This is a genomic window from Nocardioides sp. NPDC006273, assembly GCF_040613495.1.
In the GTDB taxonomy this organism is placed as follows: Bacteria; Actinomycetota; Actinomycetes; order Propionibacteriales; family Nocardioidaceae; genus Nocardioides.
Genome location: NZ_JBEXSD010000033.1, coordinates 38,184 through 64,400, shown reverse-complemented (window position 1 = coordinate 64,400; position 26,217 = coordinate 38,184). Strand labels below are relative to the sequence as shown.

Genomic DNA, 26,217 nt, shown 5'->3' with positions numbered 1-26,217 from the left:
GGCCGGGGTCGGCCTGGCTCCCGAGGAGCGCAAGAGCCAGGGGCTGCTGCTCGACCAGGCGGTCTACCGCAACGTGACGGTCTCGTCCCTGGGCCTCTCGGTACGCAACAACTGCGGTTTCACCCACCACAACTACAGTTTCGGCACGCCAGTTCGGCGGTTTCGGCACGCCAGAAGTGAGGATTCGGCGAAGGGTCAGGCCCGGGCTACGTGGAATGCGGTGACGGCGGCCTCGGCCTCGTCGAGCTCGGACCAGTCGCCGTCGTAGGTGAGCACGGCGACCGACGCGGTGGGGAAGCCGAGGGCCAGCTCGTTGCCGGCGGCATCGTCGCCCTCGCCGCTGTCCAAGAGCTGCACCAGCGAGAACATGGTGGGGTTGTGGCCGATCACGACGACCGTCGAATGACCGTCATCGACCGCCCGGATCAGGTCGAGCGCGGTGGCGGGGCCTGCGGCGTACAGACCCTGGTCGTACTCCGCCAGCGTCAGGTCCCACGAGGCCCCGACTGCGACGTCCTCCCAGGTCTGGGTGGTGCGGTCGGCCGCCGAGACCAGCACGTAGTCCGGGACCACGCCCTGCTCGGCCAACCACTCCCCCGCAGCGACGGCGTCGGCATGGCCGCGTTCGGTCAGCTGACGCTCGTAGTCGGTGGGTGCCGACGCCTCGGCCTTGGCGTGCCGCATGATGACAAGGGTCCGCATGCGGCAACCTTATGGCCTCAGGCGCCCAGCGAGTGATAGCCCCCGTCGACGTGGATGATCTCGCCGGTGGTCGCCGGGAAGAAGTCCGAGATCAGCGCGCAGACAGCCTTCGCGGTCGGGCCCTGGTCGGTGTTGTCCCAACCCAGCGGCGCCCGGGTGCCCCAGCCCTCGTCGAGCTCCTCGAAGCCCGGGATCGCCTTGGCGGCGAGCGTCTTGAGCGGCCCGGCGGAGACGAGGTTGCAGCGGATCCCGTCGGGACCGAGGTCACGGGCGAGGTAGCGCGAGGTCGACTCGAGAGCGGCCTTGGCGACACCCATCCAGTCGTACGCGGGCCAGGCGACCGTCGCGTCGAAGGTCAGCCCCACGACCGACGAGCCCTCCGACATCAGCGGCCGGCAGGCCATCGCCAGCGACTTCAGCGAGTAGGCGCTGACCTGGACCGCCTGGGAGACGTCCTCCCACGGGCCGTCGAGGAACTTGCCGCCGAGGAGCGTCTCGGGATTGCCGTACGCGATCGAGTGCACGACCCCGTCGAGGCGCTCGACGCCCTCGGCCCGGAGCGCATCGGCAAGGCCGTCGAGGTGGTCCTGGTTGGTCACGTCGAGGTCGAGGACCGGCGGCTCCTCGGGGAGCCGCTTCGCGATCCGCTTGGTGATCGACAGCGCGCGTCCGAAGTTGGAGATCAGGACGCGGGCGCCCTGCTCCTGAGCCACCTTGGCCACCGCGAAGCCGATCGAGGAGTCCATCGTGACCCCTGCGACGAGAACAGTCTTGCCGTCCAACAAACCCATGATCAGTGCCCCATTCCAAGTCCGCCGTCGACCGGGATGACGGCCCCGGTCACATAACCCGCATCAGCCAACCACGTCACGGCCGAGGCCACCTCGTCCGGTGAGGCGTAGCGCCCCAACGGCACCCGGTCCGTGATCGCCTTCTGCTGCTCATCGGTGAGGACAGCGGTCATCTCGGTCTCCACGAACCCCGGTGCCACCACGTTCGCGGTGATCCCTCGCGAGCCGAGCTCGCGGGCGAGCGAGCGGGCCATGCCGACCAGCCCGGCCTTCGAGGCCGCGTAGTTGACCTGGCCCGGGTTGCCCATCAGCCCGACGACCGAGGAGATGAAGATGATCCGCCCGCGGCGCAGTCGGAGCATTCCCTTCGAGGCGCGCTTGGCGAGCCGGAAGGACGCGGTGAGGTTGGTGTCGATCACCGAGGTGAAGTCCTCCTCCGACATCCGGAGCACGAGGGTGTCCTTCGTGATCCCGGCGTTGGCGACGAGGACCTCGACGGGGCCATGAGCGGCCTCTGCCGCGGCGTACGCCTCCTCGACGGCCGCAGGGTCGGTGATGTCGCAGACCAGGTCCAGAGCCCCCTCCGGAGCCCCGCCCTTGCGGGAGGTCACGGCCACGTGGTCGCCGTTGGCCAGGAAGGCCTCGGCGATCGCCCGGCCGATGCCACGGCTGCCACCGGTCACGAGCACGGAGCGTGGTGCCTTGCTTGTGGGGTTTTCACTGTCAGTCACAGGCGCGACGGTAGCGATTACTTCGGCGTACGACCAATGCCCTCGATTTGCTTGTGAGAACCCTCCAAAGTCCCTCGGAGTGCCCCTGTTGGGAACACACCAACGGACGCGCGTCATCGGCCACGACCTAGACTGGCGGTATGTCCAAGGCGCAACCGATCAGGATCACGACAGCCGGCCGCAGCCGCGCCGAGGACATCGCGATCCGTCAGAAGCGCTATGCCATCTCGATGTCGATCCGCTCGCTGTGCTTCATCGGCGCCGTCATCGCCGGCCTGGCCGGCATCGGCTGGCTGTGGCCGATCCTGATCGCGGCGGCCCTGATCTTGCCCTACATCGCGGTCGTCATGGCCAACGCGACCAACAACAAGAGCGACCAGATGAACCTCATGGACTCGCCTTACGGTCGGCCGCAGCTCGCCAGCAGCCGCGAGCAGCAGCTCGACGAGAAGGGCGAGCTCTGATGGGCGCCCTCGACTCCGACCTGTGCTCGGCGAAGGGTTGTCAGGACTCCGGATCCTGGGAGCTGCAGTGGAACAATCCCAAGATCCACACGCCTGAGCGGCGTAAGATCTGGCTCGCGTGCACGGCGCACAAGCAGTCGCTGAGCGACTTCCTGGGGGCGCGAGGGTTCCTCAAGGACGTCGTGCCTCACTAGCCGTTGCCTCCGAGAGGTCGTTGCGATGAACCCGATGCCCGTACTCCTCGACTGCGACCCCGGCCACGACGACGCGATCGCGATTTTGCTGGCCCTGGGCAGCCCACACATCGATCTGCTCGGCATCACCACCACGTTCGGCAACTGCCCGGTGGAGAAGGCGACCTACAACACGCAGCGCATCCTGGCTCTGGCGGAGCGCCCGGACATCCCGGTCGCCACCGGAGCCGCCGGACCGGTGGCCGGCGAGGCCCACATCGGCGACTACATCCACGGCGCCACCGGGATCGACGGTCCCGACCTGCCCGAGCCGCTCGCACCGCCGCTCTCGCTCGGGGCCGTGGAGTTCCTGCGTACCTCGCTCCTGGCCGCGCGGGCCCCCGTCACCGTCGTCGCCATCGGGCCGATCACCAACATCGCCCGCCTGCTGGGCGACCATCCCGAGGTCGGCCCGAAGATCGCCGAGGTCGTCTTCATGGGCGGCTCGACCGAGCGCGGCAACGCGACGCCGGCTGCCGAGTTCAACGCCTACGCCGACCCCGAGGCGCTCGAGACGGTTCTCACCAGCGGCCTGCCGATCCGGATGGTCGGGCTCAACCTGTCCCACCAGGCGCTCGCCACCCCCGAGGTCGTCGCGCGGATGCGGGCCATGGACCACCCGGTCGGGCGCGCGTGCGCCGACCTGATGGGCTTCTTCGGCGGCACCTACTCCGACGTCTTCGACTTCGCCGCTCCCCCGGTGCACGACCCATGCACCATCGCCGCCCTCATCGACCCCGGCCTGATCGTCTGGCACAAGGCGTTCGTAGCCGTAGAGACCCAGGGCCGCTGGACCCGCGGCGCCACCGTCGTCGACCTCCACGACCGTCTCGACGAGCCGCCCAACACCCAGGTCGCCGTCAGCCTCGACGTCGAGGCCTACTGGGATCTCGTCATCGACGCCCTCGACCGCGTCGGCTCCTGACCTGTCGAGAGGTCAGGTACGTCGGCCGAGAGGTCACTCCCGTTGACCGAGACGTCACCGACGTGACGTCTCGGCCGACGCGGGTGACGTCTCGGCTATCCGCCGATGGCGGACATAGGGCGGTCGGGCTGGAGGAAGCCGAGGTCGTCGATGCCGTGGCCGGCGCGCTTGCCGGCCATCGCGGTGACCCAGCGGGCGGCGAGGTCGGCGTCGGAGGCGCCGTCACGCAGCGGCGTACGCAGGTCCGACTCGGAGCGCGCGAACAGGCAGTCACGCACCTGCCCGTCGGCGGTGAGGCGGACGCGGTCGCAGTCACCACAGAACGGCCTGGTGACGGAGGCGATGATGCCGACCTTGGCGGGGCCGCCGTCGACATGGAAGAGCTCAGCGGGGGCGCTGCCGCGCGGCTCTTCGGCCGGGGTCAGCTCGAACGCCGCCGACAGCGCCGCGAGGGTCTCGTCGGCGGTGACCATGTTGTCGCGCGACCATCCGTGCTGGGCGTCGAGAGGCATCTGCTCGATGAACCTGAGCTCATAGCCACGCTCGACGGACCAGCCGAGCAGCTCGGCGGCCTGGTCGTCGTTGACTCCGCGCAGCAGAACCGCGTTGATCTTGATAGGTCCCAGACCGGCGTCGGCCGCGGCCTCCAGGCCGGCGACCACGTCGTCCAGCCGGTCGCGGCGGGTGATGTCCGCGAACGTCTCGCGCCGGACCGAGTCGAGCGACACGTTGACCCGGTCGAGTCCGGCCTCCGCGAGCGTCCCGGCCATGCGGGCCAGACCAAGCGCGTTGGTCGTGATCGAGAGCTCCGCATCGGGGGCGACCTCGCGGGTGCGGGCGACGATGGAGACCAGTCCCCGCCGAACCAGCGGCTCACCACCGGTGAACCGCACCTCCTTGACGCCGAGGTGTCCGGTGGCGACGCCGATCAGCCGCACCACCTCGTCATCGGTGAGCACCTCGTCCCCGGGCATCCAGTCGAGCCCCTCCGGCGGCATGCAGTAGGTGCACCGAAGGTTGCAGCGGTCGGTCAGCGAGACCCGCAGATCGGTCGCGATGCGGCCGAACCGGTCGACTAGCCTCGGCTGGGCCTGATCTGTCGGAGAGGTCGTCATCACACCAGTCTAGGCAGGCGCCACCCGGATCGTGAGCCACGACCGCATTCCAGTTAATCTCGTACGGTGAGTTCGTTCCGTTTCCTGCTCAGCCGACGCTGGGCCGGTTTCACGGTGTTCGTGCTGATCCTGGCCTACGGGACCTGGTGGCTCGGCCAGTGGCAGTTCGACCGTCTCGAGGACCGCAAGGCCAGCAACCAGATCGTCCGCACCAACGAGCACGCCGAGCCCGTGCCCGTCACAGACGTGCTCGCCCCCGGCGAGGAGGTCGCCGAGAAGAACGAGTGGCGGCGGGTGACCGCGACCGGTGCGTACGCGGTCGACGACACGATCATCTGGCGCTACCGCACCCCCGACGAGGCCAAGGGCATCGACATCGTCGTCCCGCTGGTGCTCGCCGACGGCACGGCCGTGCTGGTCGACCGTGGCTGGCTCCAGACCACCACGCAGAACGAGTTCGAGGAACTCCCCGCCCCGCCGTCGGGCGAGGTCACGATCACCGGCTGGGTACGCGCCGACGGCACCGGTGACTCCACCGACATCGCCCAGGTCGACGGCTACCACGCCACTCGTGCGCTCTCCTCGACCCAGGTCGCCGAGGTGGTCGACGAGGAATTGCTGACCGGCTGGCTGCACCTCGACACCGAGTCCCCCTCGCCCGCCACCGAGCTCCGCAAGGCCGACCTGCCCGAGCTCGACAACGGCCCCCACTTCTTCTACGGCCTGCAGTGGTGGTTCTTCGGCATCCTGGCCGTCGCCGGTTTCCTCTACCTGATGTACGACGAGCGGCGTACGCAGCGCCTGGACGTGCCGGCCACGCCGGACGACGACCCGTCCGGCGACGAGGCGTCCGACGAGCGCGCCCGCAAGAAGGCCGCCAAGCTCGCGCAGAAGCAGGCCGTGAAGGCGGCCTACCAGGCTGCGTACGAGAAAGAGCGCAGCGGGAAGAGCTGATTTCGTCTAGCGACGGAACTGGGTCTCGTAGAGCTCCGCGTAGAGCCCGCCGTCGGCGAGCAGCGAGTCGTGGGTGCCGGACTCGACGACCCGTCCAGCCTCGATGACGAGGATTCGGTCGGCGGCGCGGATGGTGGACAGGCGGTGGGCGATGACGATGGACGTACGTCCCGCCAGGGCGGCATCCAGGGCGGTCTGCACCGCGGCCTCGGACTCGGAGTCGAGGTGGGCGGTGGCCTCGTCGAGCACCACGATGTGCGGCGCCTTCAGCAGCAGCCGGGCGATCGCGAGTCGCTGGCGCTCGCCGCCGGAGAGCCGGTAGCCGCGGTCGCCGACGACGGTGTCCAGACCGTCCGGGAGCGCCTCGATGACGGCCGCGATCTGGGCGGCCTCGAGGGCTGCCCAGATCTCCTCGTCGGAGGCACCCGGCCGGGCGTAGAGCAGGTTGCCGCGCACGGTGTCGTGGAACATGTGAGCGTCCTGGGTCACGTAGCCGACGGCGGCCTCGAGCGACTCCAGCGTCACCTCTCGCACATCCAGGCCACCGACCTCGACCGACCCGGAGCGTACGTCGTAGAGCCGAGCGATCAGATGGGTGATCGTCGACTTCCCGGCGCCGGAGGGGCCGACCAGGGCGACCATCTCGCCCGGCTCGGCGGCGAAGTCGATGTCGGTCAGCACCTCGCGCACCTCGCGGCTCTCCGGCCGCGCGATCGCCTCCAGAGAGGCGAGCGAGACCTCGTCGGCGCGGGGGTAGGTGAAGGCGACATGGCGGAACCGCACCGAGGCGGCGTCCCGAGGCACCTCGGCCGCGTCCGGCTTCTCCTCGATCAGCGAGGGCAGGTCGAGAACCTCGAAGACGCGATCGAACGAGACCAGCGCGGTCATCACGTCGATGCGTACGTTGGAGAGCGCCTGGAGCGGCCCCAGCAGCCTCACCAGCAGCAGACCGAGCGCGGTGAGCGTGCCGAGAGTGACCTCACCCTGGATCACCATCCAGCCACCGAAGCCGTAGACCAGGGCGGTCGCCAGCGCCGGGACAAGCTGCATGGTCGCCCCGAACATGCGAGTCAGCAGCGCGATCCGGATGCCCAGACGACGTACGACGTCGGCACGCTGCGCGAAGGCGGCGTCCTCCTCCTCGCGGCGGCCGAAGAGCTTGAGCAGCAGCGCCCCGCCGACGTTGAACCGCTCGGTCATCGTGGTCGCCAGCGCCGCGTTGCCGTCCATCTGCTCGCGGGTCAGACCAGCCAGCCGGCGCCCGACCCAGCGCGAGGTCAGGAACAGGATCGGGAACAGCGCGACGCACATCAGCGTCACCTGCCAGGACAGCACCATCATCGCCGCGCCGACCACGACCACCGAGATCAGGTTGGAGACGCTGTTCGACAGGGTCGAGGTGAAGGCCCGCTGCGCGCCGAGCACGTCGGTGTTGAGCCGGCTCACCAGAGCACCGGTCTGTGCCCGGGTGAAGAAGGCCAGCGACTGCCGTTGGACGTGCCCGAAGACCTGAGTACGCAGGTCGAAGATGAGTCCTTCGCCGATCCGCGTCGAGAGCCAGCCCGAGATGACGCCGAAGATCATGTCGACCACGGCCACCAGCGCCATCGCGGCGGCCAGCCAGATGACCAGCGTGACGTTCTTCTGGAGCACACCGTCGTCGATGATCCGCTGGGTCAGCAGCGGGGTGACCACCACCAGCGCGGCGTCGAAGACCGTGAACAGCAGGAACGCACCGAGCAGAGCCCGGTGGGGCCGCGCGTAGGAGACGACCCGCTTCAGGGTGCCCTTCGGCAGGCCCCGCTCGAGAACCGTCCGGTCGGCACGCAGGTTGCGCATGATCCCGCCGCCGCCCATCGCTCCGCCGGTCGCACCGAAACCTGGACCCATTTGTGACACCCCGTCACCTTAGTCGCCCGCGGCCGTTCGGCCGCGTCGAGGAGGCATCGGCGAATTATGGTCAAAATCACGTCAGATAGGTGACCAAGCGCTCAGTTGGTGGTATGAAGTGGTGCGCGTGTGTGCGCCGGTATCCGGGGGTTGGATCAGGACATCAAGACAGCCCCGAGCCCGCGGTCTCATGCCCTGACTGCTCTCCCCCACACCAGGTGCCTGACATGACCCGACCGATACTGGACCGACTCCACCGAGCCGGTCCGTGGTTCTGCAGTACCGCGATCCTTCTCTTCGTCGCGCTCTCCCCAGTCATCTTCGTCACCGCCGGCGGCGACGAGTGGCTCTTGCCCTGGATCCTCGCCGGCGTACCCGTCGTCGCCCTCACCCTGTGGCTGACCGCGATGGCCTACGACTCCGGGCAGGCACCCGTCCCGACCCCCGGCGAATCTGTAGAAACGGTGGCCGAGACTGTAGAAATCGACGACGAGTCTGCAGAAGTGGGCGACGAAACGACACTTTCGTCGCCCATAAGTGAGGATTCGGCCCCCACAACGGCGGATTCGATCCCCACAACTGCAGATTCGGCCCCCACAAGTACGGATTCGGCTGAGTCGGGCGGGCGGGGCGGGGAGGCCGGGATGCGGGTGGCGGTGCTGTCGTTGTCTCGCAAGGTGCAGGCCTCCGCGCACCGGATCCAGGAGGAGTCGACGCGGATGGTGGCGAAGTTCCCGGCGGAGCCGGACGTGCTCGAGGCCGGGATGCGGGTCGACCACGCGGCGGCGCAGCAGGCGCGGCTGGCGCAGAGCATCGCCACGCTGTGCGGCGAGCAGCCCGGGCAGCACTGGCGGGACCCGCTTCCCATCGCAGACGTCGTTCGCGGGGCAGCCGGCCGGATCACCGCCTATCGACGGGTCCGGGTCGAGGGCGATCCGCCGGTCGCGGTCCAAGGCGCCTACGTCGAGCCGCTGATCCACCTGGTCGCCGAGCTCCTGGCCAACGCGACCCAGTCCTCGCCGCCGGCGACGGAGGTGCTGGTCACCATCCGTTCCGTACGCCGCGGCGCGGCCCTCGAGATCGACGACGCGGGCGTCGGCATGGACGAGACCAACCTGGCCTGGATGCGGGAGATCGCCTCAGGCACCCGGCAGGTACGCCTGCAGGACCTCGGCGAGATCCCGCAGACCGGCCTCGCGGTGGTCGGCACCTATGTCCGCCGCCACGGGTTCCGGGTCGACCTGACCGAGTCCGTCCACGGCGGCCTGCGGGTGGCCGTTCTCGTCCCTGAGGCGATGATCACCCCGATGAGCGTGGACGTGCCCGAGCAGGTCGCGCCACCTGCACCAGCCCCAGCCGCCATCCCTCCGCAACAACAGCACCAGCCGTCGTCGTTCACGTCCGACGGCCTGCCACAGCGCCGTTCGAAACGCGGCGAGCGCCCTACGACCGGACAGCAGCGCGCAGAAGGAAGCCAGGTCGTGGCTCCTCGCTCGGAGCCGACCGCGGAGCAGGCGGGCGCCTGGATGAGCAGCTTCCTCAGCACCGTCGCCGAGACCGATCCCGCACCCGAGAGCCACTGGAGGAGACCATGACCGACGAGAACAGCTGGATGCTGGAGCTGGTCGCGGGAGTACGCGGCGTACGTCATGTCGTGGTGCTCTCCGCCGACGGGCTCGTCCGGGTACGCACGAGCCACACCCCACGCGAGGAGGCCGACAAGCTCGCCGCGGCGTGCGCGGGCCTGACGTCCCTCGGCCACGGGATCAGCCGCCAGTTCGGTGCCGACTCCCACCCCCGCCAGGTGATGGTCGAGTTCAACGGCGGCTTCCTGTTCATCCGCGGAGCCGGCGACGGCTCCCGGCTCGCGGTGATCACCGAGATGAGCATCGACCCGGCGCTGGTCGCCCAGCAGATGCAGGCGACCGTCCTGATGATCGGGGAGCGCGCGATGAGCACCCCGAGACGCTCGGTCTGAGCCAGCCGAGCCGATGCCCGACGCCCCCGACGACGACTACGTCGACCACCCGATCCGGTCATATGTCCGGACGGGCGGTCGGGTGCGGCCAACCCATCGGTTGACGCCGGCGACGCTCCTGATCGGCCACATCAGCCCGACGGCCGCATCGGTGGGCCGACAGGAGCGCGAGGTCCTGTCCCAGTGCATGGGCGTGATCTCGATGGCCGAGATGGCCGTCCACCTCGGCCAGCCCGTCAGCGTCCTCGCGGTGATCGTCTCGGACATGATCGACGCCGGCCTCATCGGCATCCGCCCCGACAGTGACACCGCCGCCGGCCCCTCCCGCGAAACCCTCCAGAAGGTCCTGCATGCTCTCAACCACCTCTGACAGCCACGGCCGAAGCGGAGCCCGAGGCGATCAGCACTATCTGGCGCCGACGGTCGTCGAGTCGGTCAAGATCTTGGTGGTCGGCTCCTTCGGAGTCGGCAAGACCACACTGATCGGATCGGTCAGCGAGATCGACCCGCTCCGCACCGAGGAGACGATCACCCAGGCCAGCGAAGGGATCGACGAGGTCGAGGCCACCCCGGAGAAGACGACGACCACGGTCGCAATGGACTTCGGCCGGATCACGCTGACCGACGAGATCGCGCTCTACCTGTTCGGCACTCCCGGGCAGCGGCGCTTCTGGGACCTGTGGTCCGGCCTCGCCGAGGGCGCCGCCGGCGCGCTCGTCCTGGTTGACACCCGCCGTCTGGCAGACTCCTTCGAGGTGCTGGACCAGCTCGAGACGCGTACGTCCCTGCCGTTCGTGGTCGCGATCAACCAATTCCCCGACGCACCGAGCTATGAGCCCGACCAGATCCGCACGGCGCTCGACCTCGATGACGAGACGCCGATCGTGGTCTGCAACGCCAAGAACCGTAACGCCTGCGCCCGAGCGCTCGCCGCGCTCGTGCGCCACGCCCTGAAGACGCGCTGACCCCGACCCACGACCGAACAGGCACCACTGCGATGACTCCCGCCCGCACCGTACGTCTCGCCGACCTCACCGACCTCATCCAGGCACCTGAGACCGTCGGCCCGCGCGCGAGAGAGGTGCACCAACAGCTCCGGGCAGAGTGGGGTCCGGTCGCCCCCGGTGAGCTCTCCCCCGGCGTACGCCTCTGGTTCGCGATGGGCTATGCCGAGTTCAGCGAGGTGATCCGCAACGAGGAGGTCTTCTCCCGCAACGGCGACAACTGGAGCGCCGTGCAGGAGGGCAAGATCCAGCCGGACATGCCGATCTACCCGTTCGTGACCACTCGGCAGAACTCCTTCCACAACGACGGCGAGCTCCGCCAACGGTTGCGTTCACCGATCGACCGTGCCCTCTCGCGGGTCGACGAGCACGGCTACGCCGGGCAGGTACGCGGCATCTGCAACGACCTCGTCGACGACATGCTCGAGCGCGGCGAGGCCGACCTGGTCCAGGACTATGCCGTCCTGATCCCGCTCCTCTCGGTCGCCGCGATGTTCGGCATGGGTCCCGAGGTGGGTGACTCGTTGCGCAAGGCCGCCCACAAGGTCCTCGGGGGCGGCCAGCTGGCCCAGGAGGGGGTCATCGAGCTCGCCGTCGAGATCGCCGACCACATCGCCAGGCGCCGCCGGGACCCTGGCGACGACCTCACCTCCCACCTGATCGACGACCCCGGCCTGTGGGACGACAACGAGGTCATGGAGGCGATGATCGTGATGATCATCGCCGGCAACGAGCTGACCATCGCCACCATCACCCAGACGCTGCTGCTGATGCTCTCCGACGGTCGTTTCGCGGGCCGGCTGCGTGGGGGTCGGCTCGATGTCGACCAGGCCATCGAGGAGGTCATGTGGCGCGACCCGCCGTGCTACAACATCACGCCCCGCTTCGCGCTGCGCGACGTCGAGCTCGGCGGCCAGCTGATCCGCAAGGGTGACGCCGTGGTGCCGTGCATCGCGGCGGCCAACCTCGACCCGTTGATGACCGGCGACGACCCGTGGCTCGAGATCGGCAACCGGGCGCACATGTCGTGGAGCGCCGGACCGCACTCCTGCCCCGCGCAGCGACCGGGCACGATCATCGTGCAGGCGGCCGTACGCACCGTCGTGGAGCGGCTGCCCGAGGTCTCCCTCGCGGTGCCGGCCGACCAGGTCGAGCGCAACACCGACTCGCTCTCCTACCGCTACCCGACCTCGATGCCGGTGAGGTTCGTCCGCACCCGGTCGTGATGGCTGCGGACGCGGATCAGGCGAGCGAGACCAGGTCGGCGTACTCCTCGTTCCACAGGTCCTCGACACCGTCGGGGAGGATGAGCACCTTGTCGGGCTCCAACGCGTGCACGGCGCCCTCGTCGTGGGTGACCAGCACGATCGCACCCTCGTAGCGGCGGATCGCGTTGAGCACCTCCTCGCGAGACGCCGGGTCGAGGTTGTTGGTGGGCTCGTCGAGCAGGAGCACGTTGGCCGCCGAGACGACCAGGGAAGCCAGTGCCAGCCGGGTCTTCTCTCCGCCGGAGAGCACGCCTGCGGGCTTGTGCACGTCGTCGCCGCTGAAGAGGAACGCGCCCAGCACGGTGCGGGCCTCGGTGTCGGTCAGCTGCGGCGCGGCGGACTGCATGTTCTGCAGGACCGACCGCTTGGTGTCGAGCGTCTCGTGCTCCTGGGCGTAGTAGCCGACCTTGAGCCCGTGCCCCGGGACGACCTCGCCGGTGTCGGGCTTGTCGACCCCGGCCAGGATGCGCAGCATCGTGGTCTTGCCGGCACCGTTGAGCCCGAGGATGACCACGCGGGTCCCCCGGTCGATGGCCAGGTCGACAGCGGTGAAGACCTCGAGCGCGCCGTAGGACTTCGACAGGTCGTGGGCCGTGAGCGGGGTCTTGCCGGAGGGCGCCGGTGAGGGGAACTTGATCGCGGCGACCTTCTCCTGCTGCCGCTCCCCCTCGACGCCCGCCATGATCTTCTCGGCGCGCTTGAGCATGCTCTGCGCGGCGGTCGCCTTGGTGGCCTTGGCGCGCATCTTGTTGGCCTGGTCGGTGAGCGTCTTGGCCTTGTTCTGCGCGTTCATCAGCTCACGCTTGCGGCGGGCCTCATCGGTCTCGCGCTGGATCAGGTACTGCTTCCACGGCATGTTGTAGATGTCGATCACCTCGCGGTTGCCGTCGAGGTGGAAGACCTTGTTGACCGTCTGGGCGAGCAGGTCGTTGTCGTGGGAGATCACGATGAAGCCGCCCTTGTAGGACTTCATCCAGTCGCGCAGCCAGATGATCGAGTCGGCGTCGAGGTGGTTGGTCGGCTCGTCGAGGATCAGCACCTCGGCCGACGAGAACAGGATGCGCGCCAGCTCGACCCGGCGTCGCTGACCGCCGGAGAGGGTCTTGAGCGGCTGGGTCATGATCCGGTCAGGGATGCCGAGCGACTGGGCGATCTGCAGGGCCTCGGTCTCGGCCGCGTAGCCACCGCCGGCGTCGAGCTCGTCGTGGGCGCGCTGGTAGCGCTTCATCGCCTTCTCGCGAAGCTTCGGGTCCTCGGAGCCCATCTCCTCCTCGGCGACCCGCATGCGGCGTACGGCATCGTCGAGCCCGCGCGCGGACAGGATGCGGTCCCTGGCGATCACCTCGGGATCGCCGACCCGCGGGTCCTGGGGCAGATAGCCGATCTCACCGGTGTTGGACACGGTTCCGGCCGCGGGCAGGTGGTCGCCGGCGAGAACCTTCGTCAGAGTCGTCTTGCCCGCGCCGTTACGGCCTACGAGCCCGACCTTGTCGCCGGGTCCGACTCGGAAGGTGACGTTCTCCATCAAAAGTCTGGCGCCGACGCGGACTTCTAGGTCATGGGCAGTGATCATCTCCGTCACTAGTGTATGGGCGGGGCACTCGGTCCCACACATCAGCACCCCAGGGGGACGAGATGCGGTTCAACCCGAAGGCCAGACTCGACACCAGCCGGACGTCCGGCGGCGGTGGCCGCGGCGGCTTCGGTGGCGGCGGTGGCGCCCGGATCCCGATCCCCGGCGGCAGGGCCAGCGGTGGGATCGGCACCGTCATCGTGCTGCTGGTCTTCTTCCTCGTCACCCAGTGCACCGGCGTCGGCCCACAGGTTCTCGGGGACGACGGCGGCTCGACGTCGGTCGGCACCGGCACCTTCGGCGGCCTGCAGGGTGCCGAGGGCGGCGACACCGGCGACTTCGGGTCGTGCCGGACCGGCGATGACGCCAACAGCGACAAGAACTGTGCGCTGGTGGCGCTGGAGAACTCGATGACCGGCTACTGGGACTCCCAGCGTGACCTCTCGGGCCGGTTCCAGCCCGAGCAGGCGGTCGTGATCTTCTCCGACCAGGTCCAGACCGGTGGCTGCGGCGCCGCGTCGAGCTCCGTCGGGCCGTTCTACTGCCCGGCCGACCAGACCATCTACCTCGACCCGACGTTCTTCGACTCGATCTTCGAGCAGCTCGGCGGACAGGACACCACCTTCGTACGCGCCTACGTGCTCGCCCACGAGTACGGCCATCACATCCAGAACCTGCTCGGCACCATGGGCCGGGTGCGCACCCAGCAGGGCCCCGACTCCGACGCTGTCCGTCTGGAGCTGCAGGCTGACTGCTACGCCGGCATGTGGACCGCGGCCGCTGAGGGCGACGGGTTCGTGGAGGACATCACCGACCAGGACATCACCGAGGGCATCTCCGCCGCCAAGACCGTCGGCGACGACCACATCCAGTCGAGGACGACCGGCCGCGTCGACACCTCCTCGTTCACCCACGGCTCCTCCGAGCAGCGGATCGCCTGGTTCCGCAAGGGCATGACCAACCCCGACTCGATCGCCGGGTGCGACACGTTCCGGGCGCGGGATCTGGACAACCCGTAGTCTCACATCTCGAGCAGCGCCTCAACCAGTGGAGCCTGCTTCTGCAGCGTACGCAGGTGCGGCGCGACAGCGGGGTGGCGGAACTTGGCGAGCAGCGGGCCCTCCCCGGGCGTGATCCGGCTCAGCGCCCACTCGGCCCGACTCATGGCGGTGTAGACCGCACAGATCTGCGCTCCCAGGGTCGCCTCCTCGCGAGTCGCGAGGCCGACAGGCATGCCCAGCACGTACGCCTCCAGCAGCGGCTCGAACGCCTCCCTGGCATGCAGCAGATAGAGCCCGAGGTCACCGCCGACGGGGCCACGGCCGAGGCTCGACCAGTCGATCGCGATCAGCCGTTCGCCGTCCTCGGTGCGGCCGAGAAGGTTCTGCGGCGCGGGGTCCCCGTGCTGGGCGACCTGGGGAAGGCGGTCGAGGAGGTCGATGAAGTGCCCGCGCCGCTCCCAGAGGGCGTGGGCGATGTCCGAGGCGGTCGTACGCATCATGGTCGGCCAGCCGCCGTTGTACTCCACCCGCGCCATCCGGTCGCGGAACTGGTCGCGCGCGAGCCAGCGAGCCTCGCCGAGGTCCGCCCCGGCGAAGCGCCCCATCGAGAGCGCCGCGAACAGCCCGGAGTTGGCGGCGTCCTCGACCCAGTCAGTGGTCAGCGTGATCCCCTCGTCGTCCTCGGCGACGCTCGTGCGCGCCCCGGTCATGCCGGGGGTGTCGTCGACGAGACCCGAGGTGGCGACGTCGGCAGCCCGGCGCCAGTAGGCGAAGTGCCGCCGACGGCTCAGCTCGCCCGGATCGTACGTCCCCGGCCGCCCGAGCCGCTTGATCACGACCGGCTCCTCGCCCACGGCGGTGCGCCAGACCCCCAACGTGGAGGGTCCGGTGCCTCCGGGAAGGACGAGCCACCCGGGGTCGGGCTGCCACATGCTTGCCAAAGTAGCGCATCCTCGCAGGTCGAAAGCGCATTCAGCGCCGGGGCGCCACGACAGGATGCTGAGTCCGGCGCTGGGGCCGATATGGTTGTACCGATGTCCGAGACTGACTATTGCGAGCTGTGCGACCTGCCGAGGTCGCAGTGCATCCATGGGCGGCCCCCGGCCCCGCCCGCTCCGGCTCCCGTGAAGAAGCCGACGACCAGGACGCGCAAGACCACGACGAGCACCACGGCCGCCGCGCCGAAGGTCGTCACCAAGTCCGCTCCCCGCAAGTGGACCCCGCCTGCCGCCTTCGCGCCGCTCATCCTCGAGATCCTCGAGACCGCCGGTGGCTCGATGTCCGCCGACGACGTTCTCGACGAGCTGGAGAGCCAGCTGGCCGACAGCCTCCTCCCGGGCGACTTCGAGACCACGCCGGAAGGCGAGCTTCGCTGGCGCTACGCGGCGCGGCGCGCCCGCCAGACGCTTCTGACCGACGGCTCGATGGTCAAGGGTTCGCCAGGAGTCTGGCAGCTCCCCTGACGTCGCAGGCGTCAGCCGTCGGCGTTGAGGACCTCGATCCGCACCTTCTGGGCGTCCTCGATGGCCTGATCGAGCACTGCGCGGTTGGGATCCTGCACGGCCAGCCACGGTCCGGTCACCGTGAGCGCTTGAAGCCGCCGGTCCCCGAGTACGTCGTCGACACCCCCGTGGTCGCCGCCGGTGACGAGGGGGCCTCGCAACCCGTCGAGGATCCGGGCGGCGTGGTCGGCCGCCGCCTCGTACGCAGCGCTGGCCTGGTTGGCCCGGCGGCGGGCGAAGCGCTGCTGGCTCCAGCCACCGGCCTTGGTCTTCCCTTGGACATGCCGCCGCCCGATCTTGTGCTCGGCGATGCCACCGCCACTCATCCGGGCGATCGCGAAACCGCCCTTGCGCACCAGCAGGATGCCCCACTGGGCCGGCGGCGCCGCGGCGGCGATGAACGCCTCGACCTCGACCGGACCGGCGTACGTCTTCTCGAACGGCAGCGCCGCGATGAACGAGGAGCCGTCGGCCGCGGCACCGGTCAGCGCACCGGAGTCGACCGCCAGCCGGGTCTCGCCGTGGCGCGCGGCGAAGTTGTCGACCCAGCGCTGGATCCGAACGACCGGTACGGCGACGTTGGGCATGTCCGTACGCTACCGGTCCAGGTCGCGCAGCAGTCGTGCCGGCGCGATGTGCCGGTAGGCGTCCTCGCAGATCTCGGCGACCTCGCCCCAGTCGACGTCGCCGTCGAGCCGCATGCCGACCCAGCCACGGCCTCCGACGTAGGGAGGTACGAAGAAGCGCTCGGGGTCCGCGCCGACGACCTCGTCCTGCGCCCCCGCCGCCGCGGCCGCCCACAGGTGCGGCTCGTCGCGCCCGTGATGGCCGTGCGGCCACAGCATCACGAACTGCTTCCTCACGAAGAACCCGGGCGAACCGTGCGTGATCCGCTCGGCGCTCTCCGGAAATCGGAGGCAGATCTCCCGGACCCGGTCGGTCAGCTCGGTCGGTGTCATGGGTCCATCATCCGACGTGCCGGACCTCACCCGCCTCGAGGCGGGCCCGCTGCTCGCCCACGCAGCGGTCACTCAGGCTTCGGCCAGACGAGCTCGAACTGCTCCATCACGACCGGCATGTCCTCACTGAACTCGTGGTCGGGACCGGAGAACTCGGTGAAGAAGCGCTCGTGCACCTCGCGCCAGTAATCGAGCGACAGGTCACCCTCGCCCTCCAGCCGGGCGAACTCCTCGGGCACGTCCCGGAACGGGGCGACGTCGACCTGCGTGGTGGCGATCAGCGCCCGCGGATGGCCGGAACCGTCGAGGATGATGCTCATGCCGCCCACGGACGGAAACGGCTCCTCGCCGCTCTCGAAGTCCCACTCGGCAGTGGCCGTCGCGGTCTTCACTCCCGCGAGGACGAGCTCGAGCAGCCCGTCGGCTTCCTCCGGCGTGCCCCCGAAGGCCCACGCCGGCGGCTGCAGCGCCTCCAGCGGGGACGCGCCGAAGTAGCCGGGCGCGGCACTGAGGTGGGCATGGTGCTTGACGTCATCCCAGAACGCCGCGATCTCTGCCTCTTGCTCAGGGTCGTTGGGGACCATCACCGCATCGTCACTCATGGGCGATACTCAATCACAGTTCCGCCTAGCCGTGGCGGGACTCGACGGGCGTCGGCGGCGGGGCCGATCGAGCCATCACCACACGGGCCTCGGCGTGCCAGCCGAGGCGGGCGTAGAGGGGCTCGCCCATCTCGCTGGCGACCAGGAGACCGCGGACCGCGCCCGCCTCCCGGGCCGCCGAGACCAGCCGGGCCATCACCGCGCCCCCGAGCCCACGACGACGATGTTCAGGATCGGTCTGGATCCGGTCGGCGACGGCGTCGGCGCCGATGACCGCGACCCGTCCGGTGGCCGCAACCGCCTCCCCAGAGCGCACCGTCACGAAGATGACGCCGCCTTCGCGCGCCACCTCGGCGCGGTAGCCCTCCGGGAGCTCCCGTGAACCGTGGGCGGCGAGGTCGATCGACATCAGCGCCTCCTCCCCGTCGGCCTGCAGCCCGCCCTCGGCGAACCACGGCCGTACGCTGCCGGGAGAGTCGGTCACCACCGACAACCAGGCCTCCGGCGTGGCCCGGGCGGTGTCGACCAGACCGGCGAGCGTCTCCGGGGCGTCGGTCGCCACCCACTCGACCCGACGTCCCGGCTCCCCGACGTCGATGCGTACGCCGCCAGGGACCGCCTCGGGACGCGGGAAACCCCGCGAGTAGGCCCAGCCCCGGGCCCACCGGGAGACCAGCTCGGGGAGGTCGGCGTCCTGCGCCGCAGCGGCGAGGGCGGCCTGGCGACCGCGGTACCACTCTCCCGCCACCGTCGCGACCAGCATCACGCCAGCCAGTGCGACTGCGCGCACGTCCGAGGAAAAGAATCCGACCGCCACCAGCGCCACCGCGGCGATGTATCCGAACCAGATCCGACCGGGAGCCTCCACGTCCGCGGAGCCTACCCGTCGGTCGGCCCCCGTCAGGCGATCCGCTCCCGCAACCTCGCCACCCCTGGTCCGTCGAGGTCCGTCAACGCGGCCGGCCGACCGGCGAGGGCCATCGCCAGGGCCTCGCTGGGGCCGGCCACCTCCGCGCCGACGCCCCAGGACCAGTCCTGGTCGGTAGTGCGCGGCGCGAGCCCGTCGAGCCGTCCGGCCGGGACGACCCCGAGCGAGGCCTGTTTCGTCGGCAGCCAGTCGAGCACCGCCCGCCAGTCCTCGAGCGGGACGTCCGCGTCGAGACCGAGCGGCCGGGCGCAGTCACGCAGGTGGACGCAGTGATCGGTGAACTGCCCCATCGGGCCGACGCCGGGCGCGGGCACCCGCTTCTCGGCGTACGTCCTCAGCAGCCCGGTCAGCTCGGCGACCGGCCGTCGCGCCTGCTCCTCGGCGATCGCGGCGGCGGCCCGGTCGATCGAGCCACCGGCCAGCAACGTACGCCACAGCAGGCGCCCGATCCCGACCGAGAACGGCATCGCGCTGTGGCCCAGCACCTCCCGCACGGTCCAGGCCGAGCACAGGCTCTGGGTCTCCAGCTGGGACTCGTCGAGGCTGTCGAAGAAGTCGGCGAGCAGACGGCGGTTGGCTGCGGTGCGGGCGGCTACGTCCATGGCTTCACCCTGCCAAACAAACCGGTGGCCGCGCAGGGGCCCGGGTCAGTAGCGTTGAGACATGCGCAAGTGCATCAACACCTACGACGTCCCGAGCCAGCCGGTCCGGGACGTGGAGTTTGCGCGCATGGAGCCGCATCAGACGTAGGTGCTCACCGCATCCACCAGGGCCGCTCCGATCCACGAGGAGCGGCCCTTTCCGTGTTCAGCAGCATCACCAGGAGGTGAACGAGATGGAGATCATCACGCTATTCGGAGAGGGGTTCAGCTCCAAGACCTACGAGCTGACGCTGAAGCACCCGACTCCCCGGACCGACGAGTGGGCCTGCGTGGGCGAGGACCCGGAGCTCTTTCATCCCGACGACCTCGCCCAGCTCGCCGAGGCTCAGCAGGTCTGCGCCGGCTGCCCGATGCGACAGGCCTGCCTCGACCTCGGGATCTCCCGGCGGGAGTGGGGAGTCTGGGGCGGTGTGCTTCTGGAGAGCGGCAAGCCGCGTGAGAAGCCCCGGATCCCGGGGAGAAAGCCCTACAAGCGCAGCCAGGAAGCGATCGCGAGGGTCGGAAAGGTTGCTTGAAAGGTGACGTGGGAGTCCTGAGGCGGTGTCCTGAGCCTGTCGAAGGGTCACCCAGTGACCTCAGGACTCCCACGTCGGGTGGAGCCTCAGACGTTGAACCCGAGGGCGCGCAGCATCTCGCGGCCGTCGGGGGTGATCTTGTCGGGACCCCAGGGCGGCATCCAGACCCAGTTGATGTGCACGTCGTTGGCCATGCCCTCCAAAGCCTGCGAGGTCTGGTCCTGGATGACGTCGGTCAGCGGGCAGGCGGCCGAGGTCAGGGTCATGTCGAGGACCACGTTGGAGTGCTCCTCCACGTGGATCCCGTAGACTAGGCCGAGGTCGACGACGTTGATGCCGAGCTCGGGGTCGACGACGTCCTTCATCGCCTCTTCGACGTCCTCGATCTTCAGGCTCGCACCCTCGACCGTGGACGAACGCATGCCCTGCCACTCCGGAGCCTCGTGCCCGTGCCCGTGGCCCGAGTGGTCATGGTCGGCGTGGTCATGGCCCGCGTGGTCGTGACCGGCGTGGTCGTGACCGGCGTGGTCGTGTGTGCTGTGGTCGGTCTCAGTCATCGGTTCTCCTCAGTGAGCGCCCGCTGGTTTACCTGTGCGGTGGCGTCTTTCCAGGCCATCCACGACAGCAGCGCGCACTTGATCCGGGCGGGGAACTTGGCGACGCCGGCGAAGGCGATGCCGTCCTCCAGAATGTCCTCGTCGGGCTCCACCTGGCCCTTGCCCTGCATCAGCCGCAGGAACTCCTCGTGGATGACCATCGCCTCATCGACCGTCTTGCCGACGACCAGGTCGTTGAGCACGGAGGCCGAGGCCTGCGAGATGGAGCAGCCGAGGGCGTCGTACGAGATGTCCTCGATCTTGCCGCCGTCGACGTGCACCCGCAGGGTGATCTCGTCGCCGCAGGTCGGGTTGACGTGGTGAACCTCCGCCTCGAAGGGGTCGCGAAGACCCTTCCCGTGCGGGTTCTTGTAGTGGTCCAGGATGATCTCCTGGTACATGCTCTCGAGGTTCGCGGCAGTCATCACTCATCCAACTTGAAGAAGCTACGTACGTATTCCAACCCCTCGACCAGCGCGTCGATCTCCGCAGGTGTGGTGTAGAGATAGGACGACATCCGGTTGGAGGCCTGTACGCCGAACCGCTGGTGGGCCGGCTTGGCGCAGTGGTGCCCGGCGCGGATGGCGACGCCCTTGGAGTCGAGAACCTGAGCCACGTCGTGCGGGTGCACTCCGTCGAGCTCGAAGGAGATCGCGCCACCGCGCTTGGCCGCGTCGGGCGGGCCGAGCACGGTCACGCCCGGCACGGTCGCCAGGCGCTCCAGCGCGTAGGCCGTGATCGCCTGCTCGTGGGCGTGGATGTTCTCCATCCCGACGTGCATCAGGTATTCGAGCGCCGCACCGAGACCGACAGCCTCGGCGATCGGCGGGGTGCCGGCCTCGAACTTGTGCGGGATCGGAGCGTAGGTCGCCTTCTCCATCGTCACGGTCGCGATCATCTCGCCACCGCCGAGGAACGGCGGCAGCGCCTCGAGCGCGGCACGCCGGCCCCACAGGACACCGATGCCGGTCGGGCCGACGACCTTGTGGCCGGTGAAGACGAGGAAGTCAGGACGCTCCTCCTCCGCCATCGACGCCAGGTCGATCGGGAGCACCGGCGCGGCCTGGGCCGCGTCGATGACGACCAGCGCGCCGACCTCGTGGGCCTTCCGGGTGATCTCGGCGACCGGGTTGATGGTGCCGAGCATGTTGGAGACCCAGGTCAGCGCCACGATCTTGGTCGCCGGGGTGATCAGCTCGTCGATGTTCGACAGGTCGAGCTCGCCGGAGTCGGTCAGCCCGAACCACTTCAACGACGCACCGGACCGCTGCGTGGCCAGCTGCCACGGAACGATGTTCGAGTGGTGCTCCATCTCGGTGGTCACGACCACGTCGCCGGGGCCCAGCGGCACCGTGTTGGCGACGAGGTTGAGACCCTCGGAGGCGTTCTTGGTGAAGATCACCTCGTCGCGCTCGGGCGCGCCGAGGAAGCGCGCGACGGTGTCACGCGCCCCCTCGAACGCCTCGGTCGCCTCGGCGCCCAGGTGGTGCATCGCCCGGGCGATGTTGGCGTTGTGCCGCTCCAGGTGGTCGACCATGGTGTCGATCACGATCTGCGGCTTCTGCGAGGTGTTGGCGCTGTCGAGGTAGACCAGCGGGGTCTCGCCGCCGTCGAAGGTGCGCTCCAGGATCGGGAAGTCCTTGCGGACCAGATCCAGGTCGGGCAGCAGACCCTTCATGTCAGACCGCCGCGCTCGTGAACCGCTCGTAGCCGCTGGCCTCGAGCTCCTCGGCGAGGTCCGGGCCACCCGACTCCGCGATCCGGCCGGCCACGAAGACGTGCACGTGGTCAGGCTTGATGTAGCGCAGGATGCGGGTGTAGTGGGTGATCAGCAGGACCGACTTGCCGTCGCGGGCGCGGAAGTCGTTGATGCCGTCGGAGACCACCTTGAGCGCGTCGATGTCGAGACCGGAGTCGATCTCGTCGAGCAGCGCGAACGCCGGGTCGAGGATGTCGAGCTGGGCGATCTCGTGGCGCTTCTTCTCGCCACCGGAGAAGCCCTCGTTGACCGAGCGCTGCGAGAAGGTCGGGTCCAGGTGCATCTTGTCCATCGCACCGTTGACGTCCTTGACCCAGGTACGCAGCTTGGGGGCCTCGCCGTCCAGCGCCGTCTTCGCGGTGCGCAGGAAGTTGGCCACGCTCACGCCGGGGACCTCGACGGGGTACTGCATCGCGAGGAAGAGCCCCGCCTTGGCGCGCTCGTCGACAGACATCTCCAGGACGTCCTCACCGTCGAGGGTGACGGTGCCGCCGGTGATCGTGTATTTCGGGTGACCGGCGATCGAGTAGGCAAGGGTGGACTTGCCCGAGCCGTTGGGCCCCATGATCGCGTGGGTCTCGCCGGAGTTGATGGTCAGCGTGACGCCCTTGAGGATCTCCTTCGGGCCGTCCTCGGTCTCCACCGAGACCGTGAGGTCCTTGATCTCAAGCGTGCTCATGCGTTGTCCTTCGTGATCAGAGTGTTGATGTTTTTCGCGAGCTCGGCCTCGACCGTGCTGGTCAGCTTCTCCTCGAGCTCGGGGACGCCGATCTGGCGGATGAGGTCGTTGAAGAAGCCGTGCACGACCAGGCGCTTCGCCTCGGTCTCGGAGATGCCGCGGCTCTGCAGGTAGAAGAGCTGCTCGTCGTCGAAGCGGCCGATCGCCGACGCGTGACCCGCGCCGTCGATCTCGCCGGTCTCGATCTCCAGGTTGGGCACGGAGTCGGCCCAGGCACCGTCGGTGAGGATGAGGTTGCGGTTCTCCTCGTACGTCTCGATGCCTTCGGCCTCCTTGCGGATCAGCACGTTGCCGATCCAGACCGCGTGGGCCTTCTCGCCCTGCAGCGCGCCCTTGTAGACCACGTTGGACTTGGTCTTCGGGGCGGTGTGGTCGACGAAGAGACGGTGCTCGATGTGCTGGCCGGCGTCGGCGAAGTAGAGGCCGAGCGCCTCCACCGAGCCACCGGGGCCGGCGTACTCGGCGGTGAAGTCGTGGCGCACGACGTCGCCACCGAAGCTCACCGAGACGTGCTTGAGGTTGGCGTCGCGGCCCACCTTGGCGTGCTGGGTGGAGAGGTGGACGGCGTCGTCGGCCCAGTCCTGGACGGAGACGACGGTCAGGTCGGCACCGTCCTCGACGACGATCTCGATGTTGTCGGCGACGACGGCAGAGCCCTCGAAGACCAGCACCACGGTCGCCTTGGCGAACTTCTCCGCGACGATCACCGCGTGACCGGCGCCGGCGGTCTCCGAGCCGGTGCCGTGGTGACGGATCACGGTCGCACCCTCGATGACGGTGTCGGTCGGGATGCGCACGACGGTGGCCCCGGTCGACGCCGCCCAGGCCCGCGCCGAGACGCGGTCGGTCGGGACCAGACCCGAGGTGCCGCGTACGGCGTCGTCGGCCGCCACGGTCTCGACGCTCACGCCGGCAGCAGCCTCGACCTCGACCTTGGTCGCACCGTCGGCGAAGGGCGCCGAGTCGTGGATGCCCTTGAGGCGCTTGAGCGGGGTGAACCGCCAGATCTCCTCGCGACCCTTCGGCACCTCGTGGGCGTCGACGTCGAAAGAGCCTTCGGGGTGGAGATGGGACTCGACCGTGCCGAGCTCCAGGGCCTCCTGTACAGCTGCGGTCATCAGCCGACCGCTCCTTCCATCTGCAGTTCGATCAGGCGGTTCAGCTCGAGGGCGTACTCCATCGGGAGCTCCTTGGCGATCGGCTCGACGAAGCCGCGCACGATCATCGCCATCGCCTCGTCCTCGGCCATGCCGCGGGACATCAGGTAGAACAGCTGGTCGGCGGAGACCTTCGAGACCGAGGCCTCGTGACCCATCGAGACGTCGTCCTCGCGGATGTCGACGTAGGGGTAGGTGTCCGAACGCGAGATCTGGTCGACCAGGAGCGCGTCGCACAGGACGTTGGACTTCGAGCCGTGAGCGCCCTCGTTGATCTGGACCAGGCCGCGGTAGGACGTGCGGCCACCGCCGCGCGCAACGCTCTTCGACAGGATCGAGGAGGAGGTGTTCGGGGCGGCGTGGACCATCTTGGCGCCCGCGTCCTGGTGCTGACCCTCGCCGGCGAAGGCGATGGAGAGCGTCTCGCCCTTGGAGTGCTCGCCCATCAGGTAGACGGCCGGGTACTTCATGGTCACCTTGGAGCCGATGTTGCCGTCGACCCACTCCATGGTCGCGCCCTCGTCACAGACGGCGCGCTTGGTGACGAGGTTGTAGACGTTGTTCGACCAGTTCTGGATGGTCGTGTAGCGAACGCGGGCGTTCTTCTTCACGATGATCTCGACGACCGCGGAGTGCAGCGAGTCGGACTGGTAGATCGGCGCGGTGCAGCCCTCGACGTAGTGAACGTAGGAGTCCTCGTCGGCGATGATCAGGGTGCGCTCGAACTGGCCCATGTTCTCGGTGTTGATCCGGAAGTAGGCCTGCAGCGGGATGTCGACGTGGACGCCCTTGGGCACGTAGATGAACGAGCCGCCCGACCACACCGCGGTGTTCAGCGCGGAGAACTTGTTGTCGCCGACCGGGATCACCGTGCCGAAGTACTCCTGGAAGAGCTCCGGGTGCTCCTTGAGCGCGGTGTCGGTGTCGAGGAAGAGGACGCCCTTCTCCTCGAGGTCCTCGCGGATCGAGTGGTAGACGACCTCGGACTCGTACTGCGCGGCGACACCGGCGACCAGGCGCTGCTTCTCCGCCTCGGGGATGCCGAGCCGGTCGTAGGTGTTCTTGATGTCCTCGGGGAGGTCCTCCCACGAGGTCGCCTGCTTCTCCGACGAACGCACGAAGTACTTGATGTTGTCGAAGTCGATCTCCGAGAGGTCGGAGCCCCACGTGGGCATCGGCTTGCGGCCGAAGAGCTTGAGGCCCTTCAGGCGCATGTCGAGCATCCACTGCGGCTCGGACTTCTTGCTGGAGATGTCGCGGACGATGGCGTCGTTGAGACCGCGCTGTGCCGTAGCACCGGCGACGTCCGAGTCGGCCCAGCCGAACTCGTACTTGCCGATGCCCTTCAGCTCAGGGTTGAGCTCCTCGATGGAGGTCATGTCGTGACCTGCTCCTTCTTCTTCGAAACTTCGCCGGGACCGGAGGATCCAGGAGGGATGTGCGTCGTGCAGACACCGTCGCCGTGGGCGATGGTGGCCAAGCGTTGTACGTGGGTGCCGAGCAGCTTCGCGATGGCCTCTGTCTCCGCCTCGCAGAGCTCGGGAAACTCCTGGGCGACGTGAGCCACCGGACAGTGCTGCTGGCACAGCTGCTCACCGGCGTCGTGGCCGTTGATCAGCGGCAGCTCCCTGACGGAGGCGGCGTAGCCGTTGGCGGTGAACACGTTCGCGAGCACCTGGGCGGGGCTGAGATCCGTCTCGCTGGCGGCGATCCGATCCAGTCCCTGCTTGATGAACGCCGCGCGGCGCTCCGCGAATTCCCGCACGGCCTCTTCGCCTGCCACCTCGGAGAGGAACCGCAGCGCCTCGACCGCCAGGTCGTCGTACTTCTTCTCGAAGCCGTCTCTACCCTGGTCGGTGAGCGCGAAGAGCTTGGCCGGGCGGCCCCGCCCTCGGGTGGACGCGGTGCGCGGCTCGCGCTGCTCCACCGCCTCCTCCTCGGCGAGGGCGTCCAGGTGGCGCCGGACCGCGGCCGGGGTGAGATCGAGCCGCTTGGCCAGCGTCGCAGCGGTCTGCGGGCCGTCGACGAGCAGCGAGCGAGCGACCCGCTGGCGGGTGCTCTCCTCACTGGTCTCTGCGCTGTGCCCATTCCTGGGCAGAGTGCTCTCGTCGAATTTCACAACACCATTGTGACGTTATTCCCCCACGCGATTCAACGAAGGCAACCCTT

General features: G+C 68.9%; 31 protein-coding genes. 12 read left to right on the top strand and 19 right to left on the bottom strand.

Annotation, left to right across the window (positions count from 1 at the left end; translation table 11 throughout):
- Nucleotides 1-195: 195 nt before the first annotated feature.
- From ABZZ22_RS15745 to fabG, 3 genes are read right to left on the bottom strand one after another with little or no spacing between them, the layout of a single operon-like run.
- Nucleotides 196-702, bottom strand: a complete 507-nt coding sequence (locus ABZZ22_RS15745; protein ID WP_354932913.1) for a histidine phosphatase family protein — start codon at nt 700-702, stop codon at nt 196-198.
- A gap of 17 nt (nt 703-719) precedes the next feature.
- Nucleotides 720-1,493 carry an enoyl-ACP reductase FabI gene (gene fabI / locus ABZZ22_RS15740; RefSeq protein ID WP_354932911.1) on the bottom strand — a complete coding sequence of 258 codons (774 nt, stop codon included), beginning with the start codon at nt 1,491-1,493 and terminating at the stop codon, nt 720-722.
- Nucleotides 1,494-1,495: 2 nt separating this feature from the next.
- Nucleotides 1,496-2,224 carry a 3-oxoacyl-ACP reductase FabG gene (fabG, locus tag ABZZ22_RS15735; RefSeq protein ID WP_354932909.1) on the bottom strand — a complete coding sequence of 243 codons (729 nt, stop codon included), beginning with the start codon at nt 2,222-2,224 and terminating at the stop codon, nt 1,496-1,498.
- A 140-nt stretch (nt 2,225-2,364) separates the two neighbouring features.
- Here fabG and ABZZ22_RS15730 point away from each other — a divergent pair, with 140 nt between their 5' ends.
- The 3 genes from ABZZ22_RS15730 to ABZZ22_RS15720 are packed head-to-tail and all read left to right on the top strand — an operon-like array spanning nt 2,365 to nt 3,846.
- On the top strand, nt 2,365-2,688 hold the full coding sequence (locus tag ABZZ22_RS15730) for a DUF3099 domain-containing protein (RefSeq protein ID WP_354932907.1): 324 nt from the start codon (nt 2,365-2,367) through the stop codon (nt 2,686-2,688).
- Nucleotides 2,688-2,882, top strand: a complete 195-nt coding sequence (locus ABZZ22_RS15725) for an acetone carboxylase (RefSeq protein WP_354932905.1) — start codon at nt 2,688-2,690, stop codon at nt 2,880-2,882. The genes ABZZ22_RS15730 and ABZZ22_RS15725 overlap by 1 nt, the downstream gene beginning before the upstream one ends.
- A gap of 25 nt (nt 2,883-2,907) precedes the next feature.
- Entirely contained in the window at nt 2,908-3,846 is a 939-nt protein-coding gene (locus ABZZ22_RS15720; protein ID WP_354932903.1) for a nucleoside hydrolase, read from the top strand.
- 95 nt (nt 3,847-3,941) lie between these two features.
- Here the strand turns inward: ABZZ22_RS15720 and moaA are convergent, their stop codons facing one another.
- Nucleotides 3,942-4,961: a GTP 3',8-cyclase MoaA gene (gene moaA, locus ABZZ22_RS15715; protein WP_354932901.1), complete on the bottom strand. Its 1,020-nt coding sequence runs from the start codon at nt 4,959-4,961 to the stop codon at nt 3,942-3,944.
- Nucleotides 4,962-5,027: 66 nt separating this feature from the next.
- Between moaA and ABZZ22_RS15710 the strand changes: the two genes are divergently transcribed.
- On the top strand, nt 5,028-5,915 hold the full coding sequence (locus tag ABZZ22_RS15710) for an SURF1 family protein (protein ID WP_354932900.1): 888 nt from the start codon (nt 5,028-5,030) through the stop codon (nt 5,913-5,915).
- A 6-nt stretch (nt 5,916-5,921) separates the two neighbouring features.
- On the opposite strand, the gene ABZZ22_RS15705 is transcribed toward ABZZ22_RS15710, so the two are convergent.
- Nucleotides 5,922-7,805 (bottom strand): ABC transporter ATP-binding protein, encoded by a 1,884-nt coding sequence (locus ABZZ22_RS15705; protein WP_354932898.1) that lies wholly within the window; start codon nt 7,803-7,805, stop codon nt 5,922-5,924.
- A gap of 227 nt (nt 7,806-8,032) precedes the next feature.
- Between ABZZ22_RS15705 and ABZZ22_RS15700 the strand changes: the two genes are divergently transcribed.
- The 5 genes from ABZZ22_RS15700 to ABZZ22_RS15680 are packed head-to-tail and all read left to right on the top strand — an operon-like array spanning nt 8,033 to nt 12,013.
- Nucleotides 8,033-9,400: an ATP-binding protein gene (locus ABZZ22_RS15700; protein ID WP_354932896.1), complete on the top strand. Its 1,368-nt coding sequence runs from the start codon at nt 8,033-8,035 to the stop codon at nt 9,398-9,400.
- Complete coding sequence (locus tag ABZZ22_RS15695) at nt 9,397-9,783, top strand: roadblock/LC7 domain-containing protein (protein WP_179658319.1); 387 nt, start codon at nt 9,397-9,399, stop codon at nt 9,781-9,783. Before ABZZ22_RS15700 ends, ABZZ22_RS15695 begins: the two co-directional genes overlap by 4 nt.
- 13 nt (nt 9,784-9,796) lie before the next feature.
- Entirely contained in the window at nt 9,797-10,153 is a 357-nt protein-coding gene (locus ABZZ22_RS15690) for a DUF742 domain-containing protein (protein ID WP_354932894.1), read from the top strand.
- Nucleotides 10,134-10,748, top strand: coding sequence for an ATP/GTP-binding protein (locus tag ABZZ22_RS15685; RefSeq protein ID WP_354932892.1), 615 nt, complete (start codon nt 10,134-10,136; stop codon nt 10,746-10,748). Before ABZZ22_RS15690 ends, ABZZ22_RS15685 begins: the two co-directional genes overlap by 20 nt.
- Nucleotides 10,749-10,780: 32 nt before the next feature.
- Nucleotides 10,781-12,013, top strand: coding sequence for a hypothetical protein (locus tag ABZZ22_RS15680; RefSeq protein ID WP_354932890.1), 1,233 nt, complete (start codon nt 10,781-10,783; stop codon nt 12,011-12,013).
- A 16-nt stretch (nt 12,014-12,029) separates the two neighbouring features.
- On the opposite strand, the gene ABZZ22_RS15675 is transcribed toward ABZZ22_RS15680, so the two are convergent.
- The gene (locus ABZZ22_RS15675) at nt 12,030-13,628 is read right to left on the bottom strand and encodes an ABC-F family ATP-binding cassette domain-containing protein (RefSeq protein WP_354932888.1); all 1,599 of its coding nucleotides are present in this window, start codon (nt 13,626-13,628) and stop codon (nt 12,030-12,032) included.
- Nucleotides 13,629-13,690: 62 nt separating this feature from the next.
- Here ABZZ22_RS15675 and ABZZ22_RS15670 point away from each other — a divergent pair, with 62 nt between their 5' ends.
- Nucleotides 13,691-14,647 carry a neutral zinc metallopeptidase gene (locus ABZZ22_RS15670; RefSeq protein WP_354932886.1) on the top strand — a complete coding sequence of 319 codons (957 nt, stop codon included), beginning with the start codon at nt 13,691-13,693 and terminating at the stop codon, nt 14,645-14,647.
- Nucleotides 14,648-14,649: 2 nt separating this feature from the next.
- Here ABZZ22_RS15670 and ABZZ22_RS15665 read toward each other — a convergent pair whose 3' ends face one another.
- Nucleotides 14,650-15,561, bottom strand: a complete 912-nt coding sequence (locus ABZZ22_RS15665) for a phosphotransferase (RefSeq protein ID WP_354932884.1) — start codon at nt 15,559-15,561, stop codon at nt 14,650-14,652.
- A 102-nt stretch (nt 15,562-15,663) separates the two neighbouring features.
- On the opposite strand from ABZZ22_RS15665, the gene ABZZ22_RS15660 reads away from it, so the two are divergent.
- Nucleotides 15,664-16,092, top strand: coding sequence for a hypothetical protein (locus tag ABZZ22_RS15660; RefSeq protein ID WP_354932882.1), 429 nt, complete (start codon nt 15,664-15,666; stop codon nt 16,090-16,092).
- Between the two features lie 11 nt (nt 16,093-16,103).
- Here the strand turns inward: ABZZ22_RS15660 and ABZZ22_RS15655 are convergent, their stop codons facing one another.
- The 5 genes from ABZZ22_RS15655 to ABZZ22_RS15635 form a co-directional block, all read right to left on the bottom strand.
- Nucleotides 16,104-16,718 carry an acVLRF1 family peptidyl-tRNA hydrolase gene (locus tag ABZZ22_RS15655; RefSeq protein WP_354932880.1) on the bottom strand — a complete coding sequence of 205 codons (615 nt, stop codon included), beginning with the start codon at nt 16,716-16,718 and terminating at the stop codon, nt 16,104-16,106.
- Between the two features lie 9 nt (nt 16,719-16,727).
- Nucleotides 16,728-17,090, bottom strand: a complete 363-nt coding sequence (locus ABZZ22_RS15650) for an MmcQ/YjbR family DNA-binding protein (RefSeq protein ID WP_354932878.1) — start codon at nt 17,088-17,090, stop codon at nt 16,728-16,730.
- Nucleotides 17,091-17,158: 68 nt separating this feature from the next.
- Nucleotides 17,159-17,692, bottom strand: a complete 534-nt coding sequence (locus ABZZ22_RS15645; RefSeq protein ID WP_354932876.1) for an ASCH domain-containing protein — start codon at nt 17,690-17,692, stop codon at nt 17,159-17,161.
- A 25-nt stretch (nt 17,693-17,717) separates the two neighbouring features.
- Nucleotides 17,718-18,560: a GNAT family N-acetyltransferase gene (locus ABZZ22_RS15640; RefSeq protein ID WP_354932874.1), complete on the bottom strand. Its 843-nt coding sequence runs from the start codon at nt 18,558-18,560 to the stop codon at nt 17,718-17,720.
- A 32-nt stretch (nt 18,561-18,592) separates the two neighbouring features.
- Nucleotides 18,593-19,222 (bottom strand): maleylpyruvate isomerase family mycothiol-dependent enzyme, encoded by a 630-nt coding sequence (locus tag ABZZ22_RS15635; protein WP_354932872.1) that lies wholly within the window; start codon nt 19,220-19,222, stop codon nt 18,593-18,595.
- A 233-nt stretch (nt 19,223-19,455) separates the two neighbouring features.
- Here ABZZ22_RS15635 and ABZZ22_RS15630 point away from each other — a divergent pair, with 233 nt between their 5' ends.
- Entirely contained in the window at nt 19,456-19,797 is a 342-nt protein-coding gene (locus tag ABZZ22_RS15630; protein ID WP_354932870.1) for a WhiB family transcriptional regulator, read from the top strand.
- A gap of 86 nt (nt 19,798-19,883) precedes the next feature.
- Here the strand turns inward: ABZZ22_RS15630 and ABZZ22_RS15625 are convergent, their stop codons facing one another.
- From ABZZ22_RS15625 to ABZZ22_RS15595, 7 genes are all read right to left on the bottom strand, one after another.
- Complete coding sequence (locus ABZZ22_RS15625) at nt 19,884-20,219, bottom strand: metal-sulfur cluster assembly factor (RefSeq protein WP_183546281.1); 336 nt, start codon at nt 20,217-20,219, stop codon at nt 19,884-19,886.
- Nucleotides 20,220-20,350: 131 nt separating this feature from the next.
- Nucleotides 20,351-20,818, bottom strand: coding sequence for a Fe-S cluster assembly sulfur transfer protein SufU (gene sufU / locus ABZZ22_RS15620; RefSeq protein ID WP_354932868.1), 468 nt, complete (start codon nt 20,816-20,818; stop codon nt 20,351-20,353).
- The gene (locus tag ABZZ22_RS15615; protein ID WP_354932866.1) at nt 20,818-22,071 is read right to left on the bottom strand and encodes a cysteine desulfurase; all 1,254 of its coding nucleotides are present in this window, start codon (nt 22,069-22,071) and stop codon (nt 20,818-20,820) included. Before ABZZ22_RS15615 ends, sufU begins: the two co-directional genes overlap by 1 nt.
- Nucleotide 22,072: 1 nt before the next feature.
- Nucleotides 22,073-22,831: a Fe-S cluster assembly ATPase SufC gene (sufC, locus tag ABZZ22_RS15610; protein WP_354932864.1), complete on the bottom strand. Its 759-nt coding sequence runs from the start codon at nt 22,829-22,831 to the stop codon at nt 22,073-22,075.
- Nucleotides 22,828-24,009: a Fe-S cluster assembly protein SufD gene (gene sufD / locus ABZZ22_RS15605; protein WP_354932862.1), complete on the bottom strand. Its 1,182-nt coding sequence runs from the start codon at nt 24,007-24,009 to the stop codon at nt 22,828-22,830. Before sufD ends, sufC begins: the two co-directional genes overlap by 4 nt.
- A complete protein-coding gene (gene sufB, locus ABZZ22_RS15600; RefSeq protein WP_292649209.1) occupies nt 24,009-25,427 on the bottom strand; it encodes a Fe-S cluster assembly protein SufB in 1,419 nt (472 codons plus the stop codon). Before sufB ends, sufD begins: the two co-directional genes overlap by 1 nt.
- The gene (locus tag ABZZ22_RS15595; RefSeq protein ID WP_354932859.1) at nt 25,424-26,167 is read right to left on the bottom strand and encodes a metalloregulator ArsR/SmtB family transcription factor; all 744 of its coding nucleotides are present in this window, start codon (nt 26,165-26,167) and stop codon (nt 25,424-25,426) included. The genes sufB and ABZZ22_RS15595 overlap by 4 nt, the downstream gene beginning before the upstream one ends.
- Nucleotides 26,168-26,217: the final 50 nt, after the last annotated feature.

Coding starts and splice junctions, on each gene's coding strand:
- ABZZ22_RS15745 (WP_354932913.1), bottom strand. CDS start 702: ATGCGGACCCTTGTCATCATGCGGCACGCCAAGGCCGAGGCGTCGGCA.
- fabI (WP_354932911.1), bottom strand. CDS start 1,493: ATGGGTTTGTTGGACGGCAAGACTGTTCTCGTCGCAGGGGTCACGATG.
- ABZZ22_RS15730 (WP_354932907.1), top strand. CDS start 2,365: ATGTCCAAGGCGCAACCGATCAGGATCACGACAGCCGGCCGCAGCCGC.
- ABZZ22_RS15725 (WP_354932905.1), top strand. CDS start 2,688: ATGGGCGCCCTCGACTCCGACCTGTGCTCGGCGAAGGGTTGTCAGGAC.
- ABZZ22_RS15720 (WP_354932903.1), top strand. CDS start 2,908: ATGAACCCGATGCCCGTACTCCTCGACTGCGACCCCGGCCACGACGAC.
- moaA (WP_354932901.1), bottom strand. CDS start 4,961: ATGACGACCTCTCCGACAGATCAGGCCCAGCCGAGGCTAGTCGACCGG.
- ABZZ22_RS15705 (WP_354932898.1), bottom strand. CDS start 7,805: ATGGGTCCAGGTTTCGGTGCGACCGGCGGAGCGATGGGCGGCGGCGGG.
- ABZZ22_RS15700 (WP_354932896.1), top strand. CDS start 8,033: ATGACCCGACCGATACTGGACCGACTCCACCGAGCCGGTCCGTGGTTC.
- ABZZ22_RS15695 (WP_179658319.1), top strand. CDS start 9,397: ATGACCGACGAGAACAGCTGGATGCTGGAGCTGGTCGCGGGAGTACGC.
- ABZZ22_RS15690 (WP_354932894.1), top strand. CDS start 9,797: ATGCCCGACGCCCCCGACGACGACTACGTCGACCACCCGATCCGGTCA.
- ABZZ22_RS15685 (WP_354932892.1), top strand. CDS start 10,134: ATGCTCTCAACCACCTCTGACAGCCACGGCCGAAGCGGAGCCCGAGGC.
- ABZZ22_RS15680 (WP_354932890.1), top strand. CDS start 10,781: ATGACTCCCGCCCGCACCGTACGTCTCGCCGACCTCACCGACCTCATC.
- ABZZ22_RS15675 (WP_354932888.1), bottom strand. CDS start 13,628: ATGATCACTGCCCATGACCTAGAAGTCCGCGTCGGCGCCAGACTTTTG.
- ABZZ22_RS15670 (WP_354932886.1), top strand. CDS start 13,691: ATGCGGTTCAACCCGAAGGCCAGACTCGACACCAGCCGGACGTCCGGC.
- ABZZ22_RS15665 (WP_354932884.1), bottom strand. CDS start 15,561: ATGTGGCAGCCCGACCCCGGGTGGCTCGTCCTTCCCGGAGGCACCGGA.
- ABZZ22_RS15660 (WP_354932882.1), top strand. CDS start 15,664: ATGTCCGAGACTGACTATTGCGAGCTGTGCGACCTGCCGAGGTCGCAG.
- ABZZ22_RS15655 (WP_354932880.1), bottom strand. CDS start 16,718: ATGCCCAACGTCGCCGTACCGGTCGTTCGGATCCAGCGCTGGGTCGAC.
- ABZZ22_RS15650 (WP_354932878.1), bottom strand. CDS start 17,090: ATGACACCGACCGAGCTGACCGACCGGGTCCGGGAGATCTGCCTCCGA.
- ABZZ22_RS15645 (WP_354932876.1), bottom strand. CDS start 17,692: ATGAGTGACGATGCGGTGATGGTCCCCAACGACCCTGAGCAAGAGGCA.
- ABZZ22_RS15635 (WP_354932872.1), bottom strand. CDS start 19,222: ATGGACGTAGCCGCCCGCACCGCAGCCAACCGCCGTCTGCTCGCCGAC.
- ABZZ22_RS15630 (WP_354932870.1), top strand. CDS start 19,456: ATGGAGATCATCACGCTATTCGGAGAGGGGTTCAGCTCCAAGACCTAC.
- ABZZ22_RS15625 (WP_183546281.1), bottom strand. CDS start 20,219: ATGCGTTCGTCCACGGTCGAGGGTGCGAGCCTGAAGATCGAGGACGTC.
- sufU (WP_354932868.1), bottom strand. CDS start 20,818: ATGACTGCCGCGAACCTCGAGAGCATGTACCAGGAGATCATCCTGGAC.
- ABZZ22_RS15615 (WP_354932866.1), bottom strand. CDS start 22,071: ATGAAGGGTCTGCTGCCCGACCTGGATCTGGTCCGCAAGGACTTCCCG.
- sufC (WP_354932864.1), bottom strand. CDS start 22,831: ATGAGCACGCTTGAGATCAAGGACCTCACGGTCTCGGTGGAGACCGAG.
- sufD (WP_354932862.1), bottom strand. CDS start 24,009: ATGACCGCAGCTGTACAGGAGGCCCTGGAGCTCGGCACGGTCGAGTCC.
- sufB (WP_292649209.1), bottom strand. CDS start 25,427: ATGACCTCCATCGAGGAGCTCAACCCTGAGCTGAAGGGCATCGGCAAG.